Origin of the sequence: Psychrobacillus sp. NPDC093180 (genome assembly GCF_044754065.1) — a bacterium.
Classification (GTDB): Bacteria; Bacillota; Bacilli; order Bacillales_A; family Planococcaceae; genus Psychrobacillus.
In genome coordinates, this window is the sequence record NZ_JBIVOJ010000011.1 from 55460 (window position 1) to 73440 (window position 17981).

General features: G+C 38.4%; 23 protein-coding genes. All 23 read right to left on the reverse strand.

Translation table 11 applies throughout. The annotated features are described in order from the left end of the window. Position 1: 1 nt before the first annotated feature. The 23 genes from rplX to ACIP9W_RS16755 all read right to left on the reverse strand — a co-directional run bounded on the left by rplX (position 2) and on the right by ACIP9W_RS16755 (position 17938). Positions 2–310, reverse strand: a complete 309-nt coding sequence (gene rplX / locus ACIP9W_RS16645; protein ID WP_142538196.1) for a 50S ribosomal protein L24 — start codon at positions 308–310, stop codon at positions 2–4. Between the two features lie 36 nt (positions 311–346). Beyond that, the gene (rplN, locus tag ACIP9W_RS16650; RefSeq protein WP_053591327.1) at positions 347–715 is read right to left on the reverse strand and encodes a 50S ribosomal protein L14; all 369 of its coding nucleotides are present in this window, start codon (positions 713–715) and stop codon (positions 347–349) included. A gap of 44 nt (positions 716–759) precedes the next feature. Beyond that, positions 760–1023 carry a 30S ribosomal protein S17 gene (gene rpsQ, locus ACIP9W_RS16655; protein ID WP_282241533.1) on the reverse strand — a complete coding sequence of 88 codons (264 nt, stop codon included), beginning with the start codon at positions 1021–1023 and terminating at the stop codon, positions 760–762. Between the two features lie 18 nt (positions 1024–1041). After that, positions 1042–1242, reverse strand: coding sequence for a 50S ribosomal protein L29 (gene rpmC / locus ACIP9W_RS16660; RefSeq protein WP_053591325.1), 201 nt, complete (start codon positions 1240–1242; stop codon positions 1042–1044). Next, entirely contained in the window at positions 1232–1666 is a 435-nt protein-coding gene (rplP, locus tag ACIP9W_RS16665) for a 50S ribosomal protein L16 (RefSeq protein WP_053591324.1), read from the reverse strand. The genes rpmC and rplP overlap by 11 nt, the downstream gene beginning before the upstream one ends. 1 nt (position 1667) lies before the next feature. Continuing rightward, entirely contained in the window at positions 1668–2324 is a 657-nt protein-coding gene (gene rpsC, locus ACIP9W_RS16670) for a 30S ribosomal protein S3 (RefSeq protein ID WP_093274747.1), read from the reverse strand. Between the two features lie 3 nt (positions 2325–2327). Then, on the reverse strand, positions 2328–2672 hold the full coding sequence (gene rplV / locus ACIP9W_RS16675) for a 50S ribosomal protein L22 (protein WP_093274750.1): 345 nt from the start codon (positions 2670–2672) through the stop codon (positions 2328–2330). A gap of 20 nt (positions 2673–2692) precedes the next feature. Further along, the gene (gene rpsS, locus ACIP9W_RS16680) at positions 2693–2971 is read right to left on the reverse strand and encodes a 30S ribosomal protein S19 (protein ID WP_090567829.1); all 279 of its coding nucleotides are present in this window, start codon (positions 2969–2971) and stop codon (positions 2693–2695) included. 60 nt (positions 2972–3031) lie between these two features. Beyond that, positions 3032–3862, reverse strand: a complete 831-nt coding sequence (gene rplB, locus ACIP9W_RS16685; RefSeq protein ID WP_142538193.1) for a 50S ribosomal protein L2 — start codon at positions 3860–3862, stop codon at positions 3032–3034. A gap of 42 nt (positions 3863–3904) precedes the next feature. Next, complete coding sequence (gene rplW, locus ACIP9W_RS16690; RefSeq protein WP_282241535.1) at positions 3905–4189, reverse strand: 50S ribosomal protein L23; 285 nt, start codon at positions 4187–4189, stop codon at positions 3905–3907. Beyond that, the gene (rplD, locus tag ACIP9W_RS16695) at positions 4189–4812 is read right to left on the reverse strand and encodes a 50S ribosomal protein L4 (protein WP_142538191.1); all 624 of its coding nucleotides are present in this window, start codon (positions 4810–4812) and stop codon (positions 4189–4191) included. The genes rplW and rplD overlap by 1 nt, the downstream gene beginning before the upstream one ends. Positions 4813–4838: 26 nt before the next feature. Then, complete coding sequence (gene rplC / locus ACIP9W_RS16700) at positions 4839–5468, reverse strand: 50S ribosomal protein L3 (RefSeq protein WP_142538190.1); 630 nt, start codon at positions 5466–5468, stop codon at positions 4839–4841. Positions 5469–5512: 44 nt separating this feature from the next. Then, positions 5513–5821 (reverse strand): 30S ribosomal protein S10, encoded by a 309-nt coding sequence (gene rpsJ, locus ACIP9W_RS16705; protein WP_093274779.1) that lies wholly within the window; start codon positions 5819–5821, stop codon positions 5513–5515. 994 nt (positions 5822–6815) lie between these two features. Next, positions 6816–8135 (reverse strand): Na+/H+ antiporter family protein, encoded by a 1320-nt coding sequence (locus ACIP9W_RS16710; protein ID WP_400791642.1) that lies wholly within the window; start codon positions 8133–8135, stop codon positions 6816–6818. Between the two features lie 123 nt (positions 8136–8258). Continuing rightward, entirely contained in the window at positions 8259–10247 is a 1989-nt protein-coding gene (locus ACIP9W_RS16715) for an FtsX-like permease family protein (RefSeq protein ID WP_400791644.1), read from the reverse strand. Beyond that, positions 10237–10998 (reverse strand): ABC transporter ATP-binding protein, encoded by a 762-nt coding sequence (locus ACIP9W_RS16720; protein ID WP_400791647.1) that lies wholly within the window; start codon positions 10996–10998, stop codon positions 10237–10239. The genes ACIP9W_RS16715 and ACIP9W_RS16720 overlap by 11 nt, the downstream gene beginning before the upstream one ends. Before the next feature lie 99 nt (positions 10999–11097). Beyond that, the gene (locus ACIP9W_RS16725; RefSeq protein ID WP_400791649.1) at positions 11098–12099 is read right to left on the reverse strand and encodes a sensor histidine kinase; all 1002 of its coding nucleotides are present in this window, start codon (positions 12097–12099) and stop codon (positions 11098–11100) included. Between the two features lie 6 nt (positions 12100–12105). After that, complete coding sequence (locus ACIP9W_RS16730; protein ID WP_400791652.1) at positions 12106–12795, reverse strand: response regulator transcription factor; 690 nt, start codon at positions 12793–12795, stop codon at positions 12106–12108. 430 nt (positions 12796–13225) lie between these two features. Then, complete coding sequence (tuf, locus tag ACIP9W_RS16735) at positions 13226–14413, reverse strand: elongation factor Tu (RefSeq protein WP_282241541.1); 1188 nt, start codon at positions 14411–14413, stop codon at positions 13226–13228. 117 nt (positions 14414–14530) lie between these two features. Next, entirely contained in the window at positions 14531–16609 is a 2079-nt protein-coding gene (gene fusA, locus ACIP9W_RS16740; protein WP_400791654.1) for an elongation factor G, read from the reverse strand. Between the two features lie 50 nt (positions 16610–16659). Next, a complete protein-coding gene (rpsG, locus tag ACIP9W_RS16745; protein WP_142538182.1) occupies positions 16660–17130 on the reverse strand; it encodes a 30S ribosomal protein S7 in 471 nt (156 codons plus the stop codon). Between the two features lie 41 nt (positions 17131–17171). Beyond that, positions 17172–17591, reverse strand: a complete 420-nt coding sequence (rpsL, locus tag ACIP9W_RS16750; protein WP_093274835.1) for a 30S ribosomal protein S12 — start codon at positions 17589–17591, stop codon at positions 17172–17174. Between the two features lie 98 nt (positions 17592–17689). Further along, a complete protein-coding gene (locus ACIP9W_RS16755; protein WP_400791657.1) occupies positions 17690–17938 on the reverse strand; it encodes a ribosomal L7Ae/L30e/S12e/Gadd45 family protein in 249 nt (82 codons plus the stop codon). Positions 17939–17981: the final 43 nt, after the last annotated feature.

The following is a 17981-nucleotide window of genomic DNA, read 5'->3' on the forward strand; positions in this document are numbered from 1 at the left end:
CTTATTTAATAATTTCACCGGATTTTTTCGCAACACGAACTTTTTTGCCATCTTCTACTTTATAACCTACGCGAGTCGGCTCGCCAGTTTTAGGGTCGATTAACATAACATTCGATACGTGAATTGCTGCCTCTTGGCTTACAATTCCACCTTGCGGATTTACTTGATTTGGCTTCATATGTTTTTTGATGATGTTTACACCTTCAACTAACACACGGTCTTTCTTAGGGAAAGCTGCAAGGATAACACCTGTTTTTCCTTTGTCTTTACCTGAGATTACCATTACTTTGTCGCCTTTTTTAACATGCATTCTGTCGCACCTCCTTGATTGGCACTTTCATGTAAATTAAAGAACTTCTGGAGCTAAAGATACGATTTTCATGAAGTTGCTGTCACGTAGTTCACGCGCAACAGGTCCGAAAATACGAGTTCCACGCGGCCCTTTATCATCTTTGATAATAACACATGCGTTTTCATCAAATTTGATATAAGTACCGTCTTTACGGCGTACGCCGCTTTTCGTGCGAACGATTACAGCTTTAACGACGTCACCTTTCTTGACAACGCCACCTGGTGTTGCTTTCTTAACTGTACATACGACGATATCGCCGATATTAGCAGTTTTACGACCAGTACCACCAAGTACTTTGATTGTTAAAACTTCACGTGCACCTGAGTTGTCAGCAACTTTCATACGAGTTTCTTGTTGGATCACTTAGGTAACCTCCCTTCGGAATAAATTAGTTCCGAAATTTATTATTAGATAATAACCGCTTTTTCTACAATTTCCAATAAACGGAAACGTTTTGTAGCTGATAACGGACGAGTTTCCATGATACGCACGATATCACCGATTTGTGCTTCGTTTTGCTCATCATGAGTTTTGAATTTCTTCGAATATTTAACACGTTTACCGTATAACTTATGTTTTTTATGAGTTTCAACTAAAACAGTAATTGTTTTATCCATTTTATCTGAAACAACACGGCCTGTGTATACTTTGCGTTGATTACGCTCAGTCATGCCTGAAAACCTCCTTTATCAGTTGTTTGCACTGATTTCTCTTTCGCGAATCACAGTTTTCATACGCGCAATCGCTTTACGTACTTCACGAATGCGAGCTGTGTTTTCTAATTGACCAGTCGCCAATTGGAAGCGAAGGTTGAAAAGCTCTTCTTTCAGTGATTTTACCTTTTGTTCTATTTCTGCAGTAGTAAGTTCACGGATGTCATTAGCTTTCATTAGATTCACCACCAATTTCTTGACGTTTAACTACTTTACATTTAACAGGAAGCTTATGTGATGCTAAGCGTAACGCTTCACGAGCGATCTCTTCAGATACACCAGCAATTTCAAACATAACTTTTCCTGGTTTTACTACCGCTACCCAACCTTCAGGAGCACCTTTACCAGATCCCATACGAACCTCAAGAGGCTTTTTCGTATATGGTTTATGCGGGAAAATTTTAATCCAAACTTTACCGCCACGTTTCATGTAACGTGTCATTGCAATACGAGCAGATTCGATTTGACGGCTTGTAATCCAGCTTGCTTCAGTTGCTTGTAAACCGAATTCACCGAATGATACTTCTTTACCGCCTTTCGCTTCACCACGCATTTTTCCGCGGTGTTCACGACGATATTTAACGCGTTTAGGCATTAACATATTATTTGCCTCCTTCCTCAGAGTTCTTCTTCACTGGAAGGACTTCCCCACGATAGATCCATACTTTAACGCCTAGCTTACCATAAGTAGTGTCAGCTTCAGCATGTGCATAATCAATGTCAGCACGTAATGTATGAAGTGGTACAGTTCCTTCACTATAGTGTTCAGCACGCGCAATGTCAGCGCCGCCTAGACGTCCAGATACTTGAGTTTTAATACCTTTAGCGCCAGCACGCATTGTGCGTTGAATTGCTTGTTTTTGAGCACGACGGAAAGATACGCGGCCTTCTAATTGACGTGCGATACTTTCTGCTACTAGTTTAGCATCTAAGTCAGCTCTTTTAATCTCAACGATGTTGATGTGTACACGCTTGCCAGTAAGTTCGTTCAAGTGTTTACGAAGTGCTTCGACTTCAGTACCACCTTTACCGATTACCATACCTGGTTTCGCAGTGTGAATTGTAATGTTAACACGTTTAGCAGCACGTTCGATTTCTACAGTAGAAACAGATGCATCGTTTAAACGAGTTTCAATGTGTTTACGAATTTTTAAATCTTCGTGAAGTAGAGTTGCATAGTCTTTACCAGCGTACCATTTTGACTCCCAGTCACGAATAATACCTACTCGTAATCCTATTGGATGTACTTTTTGACCCACGAATTATCCCTCCTTCTTCTCAGATACCACTACAGTAATGTGGCTAGTACGTTTGTTAATCGCACTTGCACGACCTTGTGCACGTGGACGGAAACGTTTTAGTGTTGGACCTTCGTCAACAAAAATTTCAGAAACAACTAGGTTGTTAATATCTAAATCATAATTGTGCTCAGCGTTCGCAACTGCAGATTTCAATACTTTCTCAACAACAGGTGATGCTGTTTTAGGAGTAAGTTGTAAAATTGCAACTGCTTCACCAACTTGCTTACCTCTGATTAAATCAACGACTAATCTTACTTTACGAGGAGCAATGCGCACCGTTTTAGCAATAGCTTTTGCTTGTGACATTTGAATGACCTCCTCTCAAATTAGCGTCTTGTTTTCTTATCATCTGCACCATGGCTTTTATAAGCGCGTGTTGGTGCAAACTCGCCTAGTTTATGACCTACCATATCTTCAGTCACGTATACAGGAACATGTTTACGTCCATCATATACTGCGATTGTTAATCCGATAAAAGTAGGGAAAATTGTCGAACGGCGAGACCAAGTCTTAATCACTTGTTTTTTCTCAGAATCCTTTTGTGCATCGACCTTTTTAAGTAAATGATCGTCTGCGAAAGGTCCTTTTTTCAAGCTACGACCCATGCTGAATCCTCCCTTTCGTGATTACACCACGGTCCGTTCTTTGAACCGTAGTAAACCACATTATTTTTTACGACGACGAATGATAAGCTTGTCGGATTTGTTTTTCTTGCTACGAGTTTTGTATCCAAGAGTTGGTTTACCCCATGGAGACATAGGTGACTTACGACCGATTGGTGTACGTCCTTCACCACCACCGTGTGGGTGATCGTTCGGGTTCATTACAGATCCACGTACAGTTGGGCGTTTACCTAACCAACGAGAACGACCTGCTTTACCAATGTTTACTAGTTCATGTTGTTCGTTTCCTACTTCACCGATAGTTGCACGGCAAACACCTAGGATTAAACGAACTTCACCAGATTGTAAACGTACGATTACGTATTTACCTTCTTTACCAAGTAATTGCGCAGATGTTCCAGCAGAACGTACTAGCTGACCACCTTTACCAGGTTTCATTTCAATATTATGGATTGTAGAACCCATTGGAATGTTTTCTAATGGAAGAGCGTTACCTACTTTAATATCGGCTTCTGGACCTGACACAACTGTCATTCCAACTTGTAAGCCTTTAGGAGCTAGGATATAACGTTTTTCTCCATCCACATAGTTAATCAATGCGATATTCGCAGTGCGGTTTGGATCATATTCAATAGTAGCTACACGACCTTCAATACCATCTTTGTTTCGTTTGAAATCGATGATACGGTATTGACGTTTGTGTCCACCACCATGATGACGAACAGTAATTTTACCTTGATTGTTACGGCCGCCCTTACGTGTCACAGGAGCAAGAAGTGATTTCTCAGGTTTGTCTGTTGTGATCTCAGCGTAATCTAACGATGTCATGTTACGACGTCCGTTTGTCGTTGGTTTATACTTTCTAATCGCCATTGTATTCCCTCCTTCTTGAGTATTGATTTGTTTTTATAAGATTTAGATCTCGAATAATTCGATATCTTTGCTATCTTGAGTTAATGTAATAATCGCTTTACGGCGTTTGTTAGTGTACCCACCAAATTTACCTACACGTTTGAATTTCCCTTTGTAGTTCATGATGTTTACTTTTTCAACATCTACTCCAAAGATTTCTTCAACTGCATATTTAACTTGAGTTTTGTTAGCGCGAGTGTCCACTTCAAAAGTGTACTTTTTATCTGCCATAATTTCAGAAGAACGCTCGGTAATGACCGGACGTTTAATAATATCACGTGCTTCCATTATCCAAGCACCTCCTCAACTTTTTCTACTGCAGATTTAGTTAACACTAATTTATCGTGTCCTACTAAATCTAATACGTTAATGCCTGTTGCAGACACAACTGTGATTCCAGGGATGTTACGTGCAGCTAATGCTACGTTTTCATCTAAATCAGCAGTTACGAATAACGCTTTTTTATCGATTGAAAGGTTAGATAACACTTTCACGAATTCTTTTGTTTTTGGTGCATCAAAAGCTAAACCTTCTAATACTACGATGCTTTCTTCACGCACTTTAGATGAAAGAGCTGAAAGAAGAGCTAAACGACGTACTTTTTTAGGTAATTTATAGCTATAGCTACGTGGAGTTGGACCGAATACAACACCACCGCCGCGCCATTGTGGAGAGCGAATCGACCCTTGACGAGCACGACCTGTTCCTTTTTGACGCCATGGTTTACGACCACCACCAGCTACTTCAGAACGGTTTTTCACTTTGTGATTACCTTGACGAAGTGATGCACGTTGAGCAATGATAGCTTCAAACAAAACTGCTTCGTTTGGTTCAATACCGAAAACTTTATCGTTTAACTCGATTTCACCAACAGAAGATCCTGCTTGATTCAATAAAGATACTTTTGCCATTCCTGTTTCCTCCTTTCTTTAAGAGATTATTTCGATTTAATAGCAGCTTTTACAACTACTAATGATTTACGAGAACCAGGAACATTACCTTTTACAAGTAGTAGGTTGCGTTCAGCATCCACTCTTACGATATGTAAGTTTTGGATTGTCACTACATGCCCACCCATTTGACCAGGTAATTTCTTTTGTTTAAATACACGGTTCGGAGCAACTGGCCCCATTGAACCTGGACGACGGTGGTAACGAGATCCGTGAGCCATTGGTCCACGTGATTGTCCGTGGCGTTTAATAACACCTTGGAAACCTTTACCTTTAGTAACACCTGTTACATCAATTACATCGCCTTCTGCAAAACTTTCTACGTTGACTTCTTGACCAACTTCGTAATTAGCTGTATCCAAGCCGCGGAATTCGCGGATGAAGCGCTTAGGAGCAGTGCTTGCTTTTGCTACGTGCCCTTTAGCAGGTTTGTTAGAAAGCTTTTCACGCTTATCTTCAAATCCTAACTGAATAGCTTCGTAACCGTCTGTTTCAACTGTTTTCTTTTGAAGTACTACGTTTGGAGTAGCTTCAATTACAGTTACAGGGATTAAGTCACCGTTCTCAGCAAATACTTGCGTCATACCGATTTTTCTACCTAAGATTCCTTTGGTCATCCGTCACACCTCCTATAATAATTTGTTGTTTTATTTTTTTACCATTAAAGTTTGATTTCAATATCAACGCCAGATGGTAAATCAAGCTTCATTAACGCATCAACAGTTTGTGGTGTTGGGTTAACGATATCGATCAGACGTTTATGCGTACGCATTTCGAATTGTTCACGAGAATCTTTGTACTTGTGAACAGCACGAAGAATTGTGTACGTCGACTTCTCAGTTGGAAGTGGAATCGGACCTGATACACTTGCACCTGAACGTTTAGCAGTTTCCACAATTTTCTCAGCAGATTGATCAAGGATTCTGTGATCATACGCTTTCAAACGGATACGAATTTTTTGTTTTGCCATTATTTTCCCTCCTTCTCGCCTATTTTCTAGACATTCTCCACGAAAATTTTCCAATCACTCGCCATGGCAAAGCGGCCGGGTGTGTCGGTAACCTCTCGCTTCATCGCAGTCAAAGACCAACTACAACATTATAAACAATAAAAAAAGATTTCGCAAGTGTTTTAGCGAAATTCTTTTAAATTGTTTTAAAAACATATTTTTCAGCTGTACTTGCTTTCTTAAGCCGGGTTTTAGTATATAAAATTCCGCAACAAAATTCAAGTGATATGGTGTTGTGAATTTGTGGAATTATTCATTGGGATAACATTATGGCTAGATGAGTGCATGTTACGGTTTAAGAAACTGCGCGCTAGTGAGTTGAATGAGCTGTCCACTAAGTTCTTCTCGACAGGACAGACGGTTTCCAGGGGATGAGCGATAATCCACGCAGACGCTTACACGTTCGCCTAAGATGTCTCATCTTCTCACAGAAGTACGAAGGTTAAGAATGCCACATCGTGTGGCAACATCTTGATGACCAACATCTAGGAGTCGCCATCCTTCCGCTACAATCTATTAATGATAGCACTAGTTAATTAGTGGCACTCCTTCAAGAGGTATATTCGCTAAAGTGAAATCACAGTAGTTGATGTAGCGTTATATAATTTGCTATGAACGTGGCAAAGACAAATTCAATCAAGCAGAAGCTCTTTTGCATAAGTATGAATGTTTTCGTGCCCTGTATTAGCTTTTTGTAAAGGACCCCAATGCTAAATCCCAGCGGTCACTTTCCTCAAAACCACTTAGTCGAAGTATCCCTATTTGATTTAATAGTTCAATTACATCCATCCAGTAAACAGGCACAAGCAAGCAATCAGCTATCAGAAGTAACTATACTAGCCGATAAGCAACTAATACTTACTTTTCTGAGATGCCCCAATAATTGACTTCCCCTATACAAGAAAAGGATGACCTCATTAAAGATCATCCTTTTCTTTCTATAGAAATTCGTTTATTACGAGAAAAACATAATTGCAATCCATCCGAAAACGATTAACGGAATGTTAAATATAAAAAACGTTGGTATACAAGTGTCACGTATATGGTTATGTTGACCATCTACGTTTAAACCTGCTGTTGGACCTAAAGTAGAATCGGAAGCAGGAGAACCAGCATCACCTAATGCACCCGCAGTTCCAATCAATGTAATAATTGCTGCTGGGCTTAAACCAAATTCTTGAGCAATCGGAACAAAGATAACCGCAATAATAGGAATCGTTGCAAACGAAGAACCAATACCCATATCAACGATCAAACCTATAAGTAACATGATCAGCACTGCAAGACCTTTGTTGTCACCCATTATAGATGTAGATGCCGTTACTAACTTCTCTACGTCACCTGAGTCCGTCACTACTGCAGCAAATCCGCTTGCAGCTATCATAACTAAACCTATGAATGCCATCATACGCATACCATCCGTTAGCAATTCATCTGCTTGTCTCCATTTAAGTGCTCCTGTTATATATAATATAATTACCCCAGCCAGTGCACCTAAAATCATGGACTCCGTCGGTATTTGCACGACAACAGCAGCTATGAGAGAAAAGATAGTAAAAATAACATTTTTCTTCTCAATTGTTACTTCTACCTCTTCTATCTCATTTGTTTCTAACTCTTTATAGTAGCGTGGTTTTCGGAATACTATAAACGCAATAACCAAACCTACTACCATTCCGATAGCCGGAATTAACATCGGTCCATATACATCTGACGTAGAGATTGCTTCTCCCGCAGCTGTTACTTGCTTAGCAACAATCTCTTGATATAATAACCCAAAGCCAAACGGCAAACTCATATACGGAGTTATTAATCCAAATGCCAAGATACAAGCGATTAATCGTCGATCCACATTCATTAAATTTAAAATCTTTAAAATAGGTGGGATTAATAATGGAATAAAAGCGATATGAATCGGTATAAGGTTTTGCGAGAATATAGCCATCAACAGTAGCACAAAGAAAACCAATGCTTTAGCCAAACCAGTTTTTTGTGTATCTCCATTACGTTTTACTAATTTCAAAATGGTCATAACTAGTAACTCAGGAATTCCTGTTTTAGAGATGGCGATCGCAAATCCACCTAACATCCCATAACTTAAAGCAATGGCTGCACCATCACCTAATCCCCCTGTAAATGAAGCCATCGTATCTGTGATGGATAAACCTGCTGTAAGACCGCCTACTATTGCCCCTATTGTTAAAGAAAACACGACATTTATACGAAGTAAACTTAAAACTAACATCACTATTACTGCAATTAAAACAGCATTCATAAAAACACTCACTTTCACGTACTAGATTACTAATAAGTGAAAGTTTAATTCTTCTTAGCCTGAATGTCAATGGAAAATGCCCCCTTGCTTTCAAAACAAAGGGGCATTTTCTTTAATTAATCATCATAGCGATTCATTTACTACTTTTCGGTAGTATCCAATAGAGAGAAATGCAAAGATCGAATATAAAACTACATAAACTCCCATTGTAATTAGTAAAGGTGCTACTAGTTCCGTGCCAAATAGCATCCAACCCGATTTAACCGCAAAGTAGCTATGCGCTAAACCAATAACTAGTGGAACACCGAAGTTAAACAATTGCTTTTTATAAATTCCTTTCATCAACTCATTCGTCGTGAAACCAATTTTTCTAAGTACCGTATAGGAAGCTTTCTCTTCTTCCGCTTCTGTCATTTGTTTAAAGTAAAGAATACTGCCCGTAGTCATTAAAAACGCTAAACCTAAGAATCCTGTTACAAAGATCACTAGTCCAAACATATCTAGCATCGACAATCTATATGCTTCTTGCGTATCCATGTTCACACTATCAATTACACCGTCATCTTTAGACACTTCAAAATGACCATTATTTGTTGTTTCTTCGTATATGGCTTGTACTTCTTTTAGTTGCGCACTATCCGCTAAATCAATACCAACTTGTTTTTGCCATATAGTTTGCTCGCTGATCATCACGTCTGCTTTCAATTTTTCAAATTGATCATCCGTAACGACTATCGACATGCCAGCACCTGTTACATAATATACGAGCAATGAATCGGATTTGATTTCTTTAATGGTAATAGGTTCTTCTCCATTCGATGTTGTTAGCTGTACTGGTTTATTTTCTTCCAGTTTCACTATTTCTGACATCATACTACTATATCCTGTAATATACCCTTCTCCTTCTTTTAAGGAAAGCTCTGGCATTTCTTTTTGCATATCACTTAGCTTTGTGATAACCATGGGACCTTTAGATACCATACTTAATCCCGCAGGCATGTCACTAGCATATATAGCCGACGTATCAACATCTACATTTAATAATTCGATATCTGTTTGTGTGTATTCTATTTTTTTCTCATTTAACTGCTCTATAAATGTCCCGCCTTGGTCATTCATAATAATATAATCAAATGGTATGTTTAGTTTTGCCGTGGAACCTGCTGAATAATAGGAGATATACGACAAACAAAGAATACCTAAAGCAGTTGCGGAGATAACCGTAATGGTTGTTAACGACATAGCATTCGATTTCATGCGATGCATAATTGGCGTTAAAGATAATACATCCTGTATAGACAAATGTCCTCTTTTCTGTTTTCGAATTAAATTCATTATAAATGCAACAGAAAAACGAAAAACAAAAAATGTTCCTCCAATTGTTGAAACTAAAATTGCGATCATTTTATAAAAAAGCATATTAGGATTTTCACTATCAAGTTCGAACAAAGTAGTAGACAAGTAATACCCATAACCAATTAATAAAAGACCAATGAAGCCGAGTAACATTTGAAATCCACTAAATCGTTTCACTTTTACATCCGCTGTCGCATTTGCCGTAAATAATGCAAGTAACGAGACCCGTCTGATACCGATTGCAGTCTGGATCAATACTACGATTAGTAACACTAAAAACACGAAAATCGTCATTTGCAATGCTTCCACCGAAAATATTAACTCAACTAATACATCTTTTTCTAAAATGCGCAGTAAAATCATTCCAAAAACTCTAGAAGTTAAAAAACCAAGTCCGACACCTATCGTCAGTGCACTAACCCATAATATTGTGTTCTCAAGCACTAATAACCTTGTCACAAGCCCTTTAGACATTCCTATTAGCTGATAAAGCCCAATTTCTTTACTTCTTCTTTTCATGAACAACAGATTGGCATATAGAACAAAAAACACTACTACAAATAACAATATATACGACGCGGCCTTTAAACCAGCAGCAACCTTTACCCCTTGCGATACATCTACTACACTAGGATTGTATTGCAATGTAACAAAAGAAAAGTAAAGCGTTACACTGAATATAAGGGCAAAGAAATATAAATAATAATGCTTAATATTTTTCTTCATGCTCCGAAGAACTAATTGACTAAGCGTCATAGCCATCACCACCAAGCACACTTTGCGTACTCATAATCTCTTGGTAAAAACGCATCCGATCTTTTTCACCTTTATACAGTTCCGTATATAATTGTCCATCCTTTAGAAATAACACGCGAGAACAAAAACTTGCGGCAACCGCATCATGCGTAACCATCATAATTGTCACTTTTTTATCTCTATTTATTTTCTCAAGATTACTGAGTAACGCAGTAGCTGCCTTAGAATCTAGAGCCCCTGTTGGTTCATCGGCAAACACTACAGTAGGATTACTGATCAAAGCTCGTGCAGCCGATGTTCTTTGTTTTTGTCCTCCAGATATTTCGTTTGGATATTTATTTGCGAGATCGTCAATTCCCAATGTTTTAGTAAGTTCTTTGAAACGGACCTCCGCTTCTTTTTTAGATATATTACTAATAGAAAGTGGTAACAGTATATTTTCCTTCACCGTTAATGTATCTAAAAGATTGTAGTCTTGGAATATGAAACCTAATTGTTCGCGACGGAAATTAGATAACTCTCGTTCTTTCATCGTTCGTAAATTGTGACCGCTGATCTCAATAACACCCTCAGTAGCTTTATCAATCGAAGCAAGAACATTTAATAACGTTGTCTTTCCGGAACCCGATGGTCCCATAATGCCAACAAATTCCCCTTCTTGTACTTCCATATCTATACCTTTCAACACTTCTTGCGCAGTTGATTTTTTTCCATAAACTTTTCTTATTTTACGTCCACTCAAAATAGTCATGTATTTACCTCCTACATAGTATTAACTCTAGTGTAAGACTTTTTATACGTTTAATCGTTCGATTTACATGACAAACAAACAAAGTAGATGACAATTTTGTCACCTACTCGTTATTTTGCTCATTTCATTTTTTAAAGGAAATTGTAATGAAAATGAAGAGCCTTCATCGATTTTAGAATCTACTATTATTCGTATCCCCAATTTATCAGCAGCTTTTTTCGTTAAATACAGTCCCATTCCAGTGGAAGCAGCGGTATTTCTCCCCGTTTTACCGGTAAATGACTTTTCAAATATACGTGGTAGATCTGCCTTGGTTATCCCACTTCCAAAGTCTTTTACAGTTAAAATAGTATGACCTGATTCGTCTTTTTTAGAAAAAACGTGAATTTCTTTATCTGAATCACTATACTTCACTGCATTTGTTAACAACTGACGAAGGATAAATGCTAACCATTTTTGATCGGTCAGCACATCTTTTTGTAGGAGTTCAATTTCAAAACCAATTCCCTTTTGCATGCACCATGCTTGCAGTTCAATGATTTCTTTATGTATTAATTTTTGAAGTGGAACAGATTCTACTAAATAGTCCTTTTCCAAAGAAGGAAGTCTTGTATGGTGAAGCTGCTGGTCTAATAATAAATGAACTCTTAACCATTCGACCTCGAGCTTCTCCTGCAAAGGTTGTTCTTGTACAGCATCGATTAGGAGCTTCATGCCAGTCAATGGTGTTTTAACTTCATGAATCCAAGATAAAATCCGATCATTCTCTTCTAAATGCTCCACCTTCAATTGATTCAATTCCTCGTTATTTACTAATATTAATTCTTCCATAATGCTTGTAATTTTCTTTTCAAAGCTAGACTCACCTTTTGGAAGAGAATCAAACGTTGCACTTTCTTCTAATTCTTTATAATAAGTTGTCTCTTTCCTATACCTCCACCATATAAAAAGGAGGAAAGTTATAATATACACTAGGTTGATATAAAGAATAGCAACGTCTTGGAAAGCGATATCTAAAGTTAATAGGATGTTCAACCAAATTTGCAAGCCAATAAAAAAGAGAATCCATGCTTTTCTTTCTTTCATGTACGTTAAGAACAAATAACTTTACCCCTCTTTCGTAATTGCCATGTAGCCTAATCCTTTTTTTGTTAGAATAACTTCTTTTAAATCAATTTCCTCTAGTTTTAACCGTAATCTATTCACATTAACAGATAACGTATTATCGTTTACGAATCGTTCATCATCCCAGAGCTGCCGCATTAACTCATCACGTGAAACGATTGTGTCCACAGATTTTAGTAGGATACGCAATATAAAAAGTTCATTTTTCGTAAGCTCGATAGATCTATCCTGCTTCTTCACTTCACTTTTTGCAAAGTCAATGATTGCACCATTCCAATTACTAACGTCTAGTTTTTCTTCCTGGTAATCATATGTTCTCCGTAGCAATGCTTGTACTTTCGCAAGCAGTACATCCATATTAAATGGCTTTTGTACAAAGTCATCTGCCCCCATTTGCATCGCCATAATCATATCCATCGGATGATCTCGGGAGGATAAAAAAATTATCGGAACTTTAGAGATATGACGAATTTCTCTACACCAATGAAAGCCATCATAGGACGGCAATTGTATATCAATAATAACTAATTGTGGCTTTTGATCAATAAAATCTGACATTACTTTTTGAAAGTCATCTGGACGAATTACATCAAATGACCACTGGATAAAGCGTTCTTTAATCATTTCATATATTAGTTGATCATCTTCAATCAATAAGATTTGTGCATTCATTAGACTCCACCTCTTACAATCAGTTTACACTATTTTTATGTATAAAAAAGTTTTGTTCATAATATGAGGATAATGTGTCTTAATAAGTATTGATAAAGTAAGCGCGGGGATATAGTACGTCGGTGATTCGCTTATCGCGGGCATTTCGCCTTACCGCACTAAATCGCATAAATTATGTAGTTTCAGAATAAATATCGCCAATAAATGGCTATGGGCAACCAAGTAACTAGGAAAAGCAACTAAGTTACCATTTAAGACAACTAGTTTACAAGCGAGAACAACTAATTCTTCAAATATATCTCCATATCACGTTCCATCATCCGTTTATATAACGTAAAAATTATCCACACAATGGAGAATTTAAAACTTCTAGAACAAAAAAAAATCCATCTCGTCGTCACGAGATGGATTTAAACAATTAAATTATCAATTACTTAGTGATAGAAGCAACTACACCAGCGCCTACAGTACGTCCACCCTCACGGATAGAGAATTTAGTACCTTCTTCTAGAGCGATAGGAGAGATTAGAGAAACAGTCATTTCGATGTTGTCTCCAGGCATAACCATTTCTACGCCTTCTGGTAAGTTACAAACGCCTGTTACGTCAGTTGTACGGAAGTAGAACTGTGGGCGGTAGTTTGAGAAGAATGGAGTATGACGTCCACCCTCTTCTTTTGAAAGAACATAAACTTCAGCTTTGAAGTCAGTGTGTGGAGTGATTGAGCCTGGTTTAGCTAATACTTGTCCACGTTGGATTTCTTCACGAGCAACCCCACGAAGAAGAGCACCGATGTTGTCACCAGCTTCTGCATAGTCAAGAAGTTTACGGAACATTTCAACACCTGTTACAGTAGTTGATTTAGCATCTTCAACGATACCGATAATGTCTACTACGTCACCAACTTTAACTTGACCACGTTCAACACGTCCAGTTGCAACTGTACCACGACCAGTGATAGAGAATACATCCTCGATTGGCATCATGAATGGTTTGTCAGTTTGACGTTCTGGAGTTGGGATATAGCTATCAACAGCGTCCATTAACTCAACGATTTTTTCTTCCCATTCTGCTTCGCCTTCAAGAGCTTTAAGAGCAGAACCTTTAATTACTGGAATATCATCACCTGGGAATTCGTATTCAGAAAGTAAGTCACGAATTTCCATTTCAACTAATTCTAATAATTCTTCATCGTCAACCATATCACATTTGTTCATGAATACAACTAGGTAAGGAACACCTACTTGACGTGAAAGAAGGATATGCTCACGAGTTTGTGGCATTGGGCCATCAGCAGCAGATACTACTAAGATACCGCCGTCCATTTGAGCTGCACCTGTGATCATGTTTTTAACATAGTCAGCATGTCCTGGGCAGTCTACGTGTGCATAGTGACGAGTTTCAGTTTCATACTCAACGTGTGAAGTATTGATTGTGATTCCACGCTCTTTTTCTTCTGGTGCGTTGTCGATGTCAGCGTATGATTTAGCTGTACCACCCATTTTTTTAGAAAGAACTGTTGCGATAGCAGCAGTTAAAGTCGTTTTACCATGGTCAACGTGTCCGATTGTACCAATATTAGCATGCGTTTTTGAACGGTCAAATTTTTCTTTAGCCATTAGAGAGATCCTCCTCAGTAATTGTATGATTTTTTATGATAAAAGGTAGAGGGCGTACGTCCCCCTAACTTTTATACTCTATAAACTAGTTATACTTTAATTTTGGTGAAATATCAATTATTCACCTTTATGTTTTTTAATAATTTCTTCAGAAATTGATTTTGGAACATCTTCATAGTGATCGAACACCATTGAGAATACTCCACGTCCTTGCGTGTTAGAACGTAAAGACGTTGCATATCCGAACATTTCAGCAAGTGGAACCATTGCACGTACTACTTGTGCGTTACCACGAGCATCCATACCTTCAACGCGACCACGACGAGACGTGATATCACCCATGATGTCTCCTAAATATTCTTCAGGAATAACAACTTCTACTTTCATGATTGGCTCAAGAAGTGCTGGGTTAACTTTAGATACAGCATTTTTCAATGCCATAGATGCAGCAATTTTAAATGCCATTTCATTCGAGTCAACATCATGGTAAGATCCGTCGAATAATCTAGCTTTAATATCGATTAGTGGGAAACCTGCAATTACCCCATTGTCAAGTGCGTCACGAAGACCCGCTTCAACAGCTGGAATATATTCACGTGGTACTACCCCACCTACGATTGCGTTTTCAAACTCAAAACCTTTTCCTTCTTCGTTTGGAGAGAATTCAATCCAAACGTGTCCGAATTGACCACGTCCACCAGATTGGCGTACGAATTTACCTTCAACTTCAGCTGAAGAGCGGAAAGTTTCACGATAAGATACTTGTGGAGCACCTACGTTAGCTTCTACTTTAAATTCACGACGCATACGGTCAACTAAGATATCAAGGTGAAGTTCACCCATACCAGCGATGATTACTTGGCCAGTTTCTTGGTCAGTATGCACGCGGAATGTTGGATCTTCTTCAGAAAGTTTTTGTAAAGCTTGACCCATTTTATCTTGGTCTGCTTTTGTTTTTGGTTCAACTGATAGTGAGATAACTGGCTCTGGGAATTCCATAGATTCTAGAATTACTAAAGCTTTTTCATCACATAGTGTATCACCAGTAGTTGTATCTTTTAACCCTACAGCCGCTGCGATATCTCCAGAGTGCACTTCTGAGATCTCTTCACGAGAGTTAGCATGCATTTGTAGGATACGTCCTACACGCTCACGCTTACCTTTTGTAGAGTTTTGTACATACGAACCTGATTGTAATGTACCAGAATATACGCGGAAGAATGTTAACTTACCAACATAAGGGTCTGTCATTACTTTGAACGCTAATGCAGAGAATGGTTCTGAATCGTCTGAGTGACGTTCTACTTCTTCATCTGTATCAGGATCAATTCCTTTCATAGCAGGAATATCTAGTGGTGATGGAAGGTATGCTACAACTGCGTCAAGAACTTTTTGAACACCTTTGTTTTTAAATGCAGTACCACATACTACTGGATAGAATTCTACGTTTAAAGTACCTTTACGGATACCAGCAACTAGTTCTTCGTTCGTAATTTCTTCTCCACCAAGATATTTTTCCATTAAATCTTCGTCAAGTTCAGCTACCGCTTCAACTAGTTTTTCACGGTATTCTTCAGCTTGCGCTTTATATTCTTCTGGAATTTCTACTTCTTGAATATCTGTTCCTAAGTCGTTACCGTACATAGTAGCTTTCATCGTTACTAGGTCGATAATTCCAGAGAACTGATCTTCAGAACCGATTGGTAACTGAATTGGATGAGCGTTAGCTTGTAAACGGTCATGAAGTGTTCCTACAGAATATAGGAAATCCGCGCCCGTTTTATCCATTTTGTTAACGAAAACAATACGTGGTACACCGTAAGTTGTAGCTTGGCGCCATACTGTTTCAGTTTGTGGTTCAACACCAGATTGAGCATCTAGTACTGTAACCGCACCATCAAGTACACGAAGTGAACGTTCAACTTCAACAGTGAAGTCTACGTGTCCAGGTGTATCGATGATATTTACACGGTGGTTATCCCAAGAAGCTGTTGTAGCAGCAGAAGTGATAGTAATACCACGTTCTTGCTCTTGTTCCATCCAGTCCATTTGAGAGGCACCTTCATGAGTTTCCCCAATCTTGTGGATTTTACCAGTGTAATAAAGAATACGCTCCGTAGTAGTCGTTTTACCAGCATCAATGTGAGCCATGATCCCGATATTACGTGTTTTTTCTAAGGAGAACTCTCTAGCCATATTGTATTTCTCCTTCCAATTTCAGATTAGGTATCATTTTAAAGTAAATCTTACCAACGATAGTGTGCGAATGCTTTGTTAGCTTCCGCCATTTTGTGCATATCTTCACGTTTTTTAACTGAAGCACCAGTGTTGTTAGATGCATCAAGAATTTCGTTAGCTAAACGTTCTTCCATTGTTTTTTCTCCACGAAGACGTGAATAGTTTACTAAATAGCGAAGACCTAAAGTTGAACGGCGATCAGGACGTACTTCAACCGGTACTTGGTAGTTTGCACCACCAACACGACGAGCACGAACTTCTAAAACTGGCATTACATTGTTTAATGCAGCTTCAAATACTTCTAATGCATCTTTACCAGAACGTTCTTTTACAAGATCAAACGCTCCGTATAGGATTTTTTGAGAAGTACCTCTTTTACCATCAACCATCATTTTATTGATTAAACGAGTTACTAGTTTCGAATTATAAATTGGATCTGGTAACACGTCACGTTTGGAAACAGGACCTTTACGAGGCATGTGTTTTCCTCCTTTCGACGAATGTCTAATTATAGATTAAATTATTTCTTTTCTTTCGGGCGTTTTGCACCGTAAAGTGAACGGCTTTGCATACGACCATTAACTGCTGCTGTGTCAAGAGCACCACGTACGATATGATAACGTACCCCTGGTAAATCTTTTACACGTCCTCCGCGAAGAAGAACAACACTGTGTTCTTGAAGGTTGTGACCTTCACCCGGGATATACGCGTTTACCTCTAACGTATTTGTTAAACGTACACGTGCATATTTACGAAGTGCAGAGTTTGGTTTTTTCGGCGTCATAGTACCAACACGAGTACAAACTCCACGCTTTTGAGGTGAGTTCAGATTCGTAGCTGATTTTTTAAAGCTGTTATAGCCTTTTCCTAACGCTGGTGATTTTGATTTCGTGCTTTTGGATTGACGAGGCTTACGGACCAATTGGTTAACTGTAGGCATCGATTATTCCTCCCTTCATTTCATCTTGTTAATACCACACATCCAGGTGGTTCATTTTTTGGGTAAAAACAAAGCTTTTGTGATTTTCACAAAAACTGTTACACAGTAATAGCTACTACCGACGCGCTAACGCGCAGTCCACAAGCTTTACCAAGATCTACTTTAGACTCAACATAGTGAATTAGTACATTGTTTTCTTGTGCTGTTAACCGTACAAGTTCAATGATTTTTTCGTCTACATCAAGCGCAATATAAACTTCTTTGACAAGCCTTTTTTTCATTGCTTTTACTGCTTGCTTTGTACCAATGATTGTTTTTTTCGCTTGCTTGACTTTTTCATAAGACATTTTCATATCCTCCAAAGCTACAAGTCCGATAACTATCAACCTT

Bases quoted from the DNA above. Each gene is read 5' to 3' on its own strand.
- rplX (WP_142538196.1), bottom strand. From the start codon at position 310: ATGCATGTTAAAAAAGGCGACAAAGTAATGGTAATCTCAGGTAAAGAC.
- rpsQ (WP_282241533.1), bottom strand. From the start codon at position 1,023: ATGACTGAGCGTAATCAACGCAAAGTATACACAGGCCGTGTTGTTTCA.
- rpmC (WP_053591325.1), bottom strand. From the start codon at position 1,242: ATGAAAGCTAATGACATCCGTGAACTTACTACTGCAGAAATAGAACAA.
- rplP (WP_053591324.1), bottom strand. From the start codon at position 1,666: ATGTTAATGCCTAAACGCGTTAAATATCGTCGTGAACACCGCGGAAAA.
- rplV (WP_093274750.1), bottom strand. From the start codon at position 2,672: ATGTCACAAGCAAAAGCTATTGCTAAAACGGTGCGCATTGCTCCTCGT.
- rpsS (WP_090567829.1), bottom strand. From the start codon at position 2,971: ATGGGTCGTAGCTTGAAAAAAGGACCTTTCGCAGACGATCATTTACTT.
- rplB (WP_142538193.1), bottom strand. From the start codon at position 3,862: ATGGCGATTAGAAAGTATAAACCAACGACAAACGGACGTCGTAACATG.
- rplW (WP_282241535.1), bottom strand. From the start codon at position 4,189: ATGGAAGCACGTGATATTATTAAACGTCCGGTCATTACCGAGCGTTCT.
- rplD (WP_142538191.1), bottom strand. From the start codon at position 4,812: ATGGCAAAAGTATCTTTATTGAATCAAGCAGGATCTTCTGTTGGTGAA.
- rplC (WP_142538190.1), bottom strand. From the start codon at position 5,468: ATGACCAAAGGAATCTTAGGTAGAAAAATCGGTATGACGCAAGTATTT.
- rpsJ (WP_093274779.1), bottom strand. From the start codon at position 5,821: ATGGCAAAACAAAAAATTCGTATCCGTTTGAAAGCGTATGATCACAGA.
- ACIP9W_RS16710 (WP_400791642.1), bottom strand. From the start codon at position 8,135: ATGAATGCTGTTTTAATTGCAGTAATAGTGATGTTAGTTTTAAGTTTA.
- ACIP9W_RS16715 (WP_400791644.1), bottom strand. From the start codon at position 10,247: ATGACGCTTAGTCAATTAGTTCTTCGGAGCATGAAGAAAAATATTAAG.
- ACIP9W_RS16720 (WP_400791647.1), bottom strand. From the start codon at position 10,998: ATGACTATTTTGAGTGGACGTAAAATAAGAAAAGTTTATGGAAAAAAA.
- ACIP9W_RS16730 (WP_400791652.1), bottom strand. From the start codon at position 12,795: ATGAATGCACAAATCTTATTGATTGAAGATGATCAACTAATATATGAA.
- tuf (WP_282241541.1), bottom strand. From the start codon at position 14,413: ATGGCTAAAGAAAAATTTGACCGTTCAAAAACGCATGCTAATATTGGT.
- fusA (WP_400791654.1), bottom strand. From the start codon at position 16,609: ATGGCTAGAGAGTTCTCCTTAGAAAAAACACGTAATATCGGGATCATG.
- rpsG (WP_142538182.1), bottom strand. From the start codon at position 17,130: ATGCCTCGTAAAGGTCCTGTTTCCAAACGTGACGTGTTACCAGATCCA.
- rpsL (WP_093274835.1), bottom strand. From the start codon at position 17,591: ATGCCTACAGTTAACCAATTGGTCCGTAAGCCTCGTCAATCCAAAAGC.
- ACIP9W_RS16755 (WP_400791657.1), bottom strand. From the start codon at position 17,938: ATGTCTTATGAAAAAGTCAAGCAAGCGAAAAAAACAATCATTGGTACA.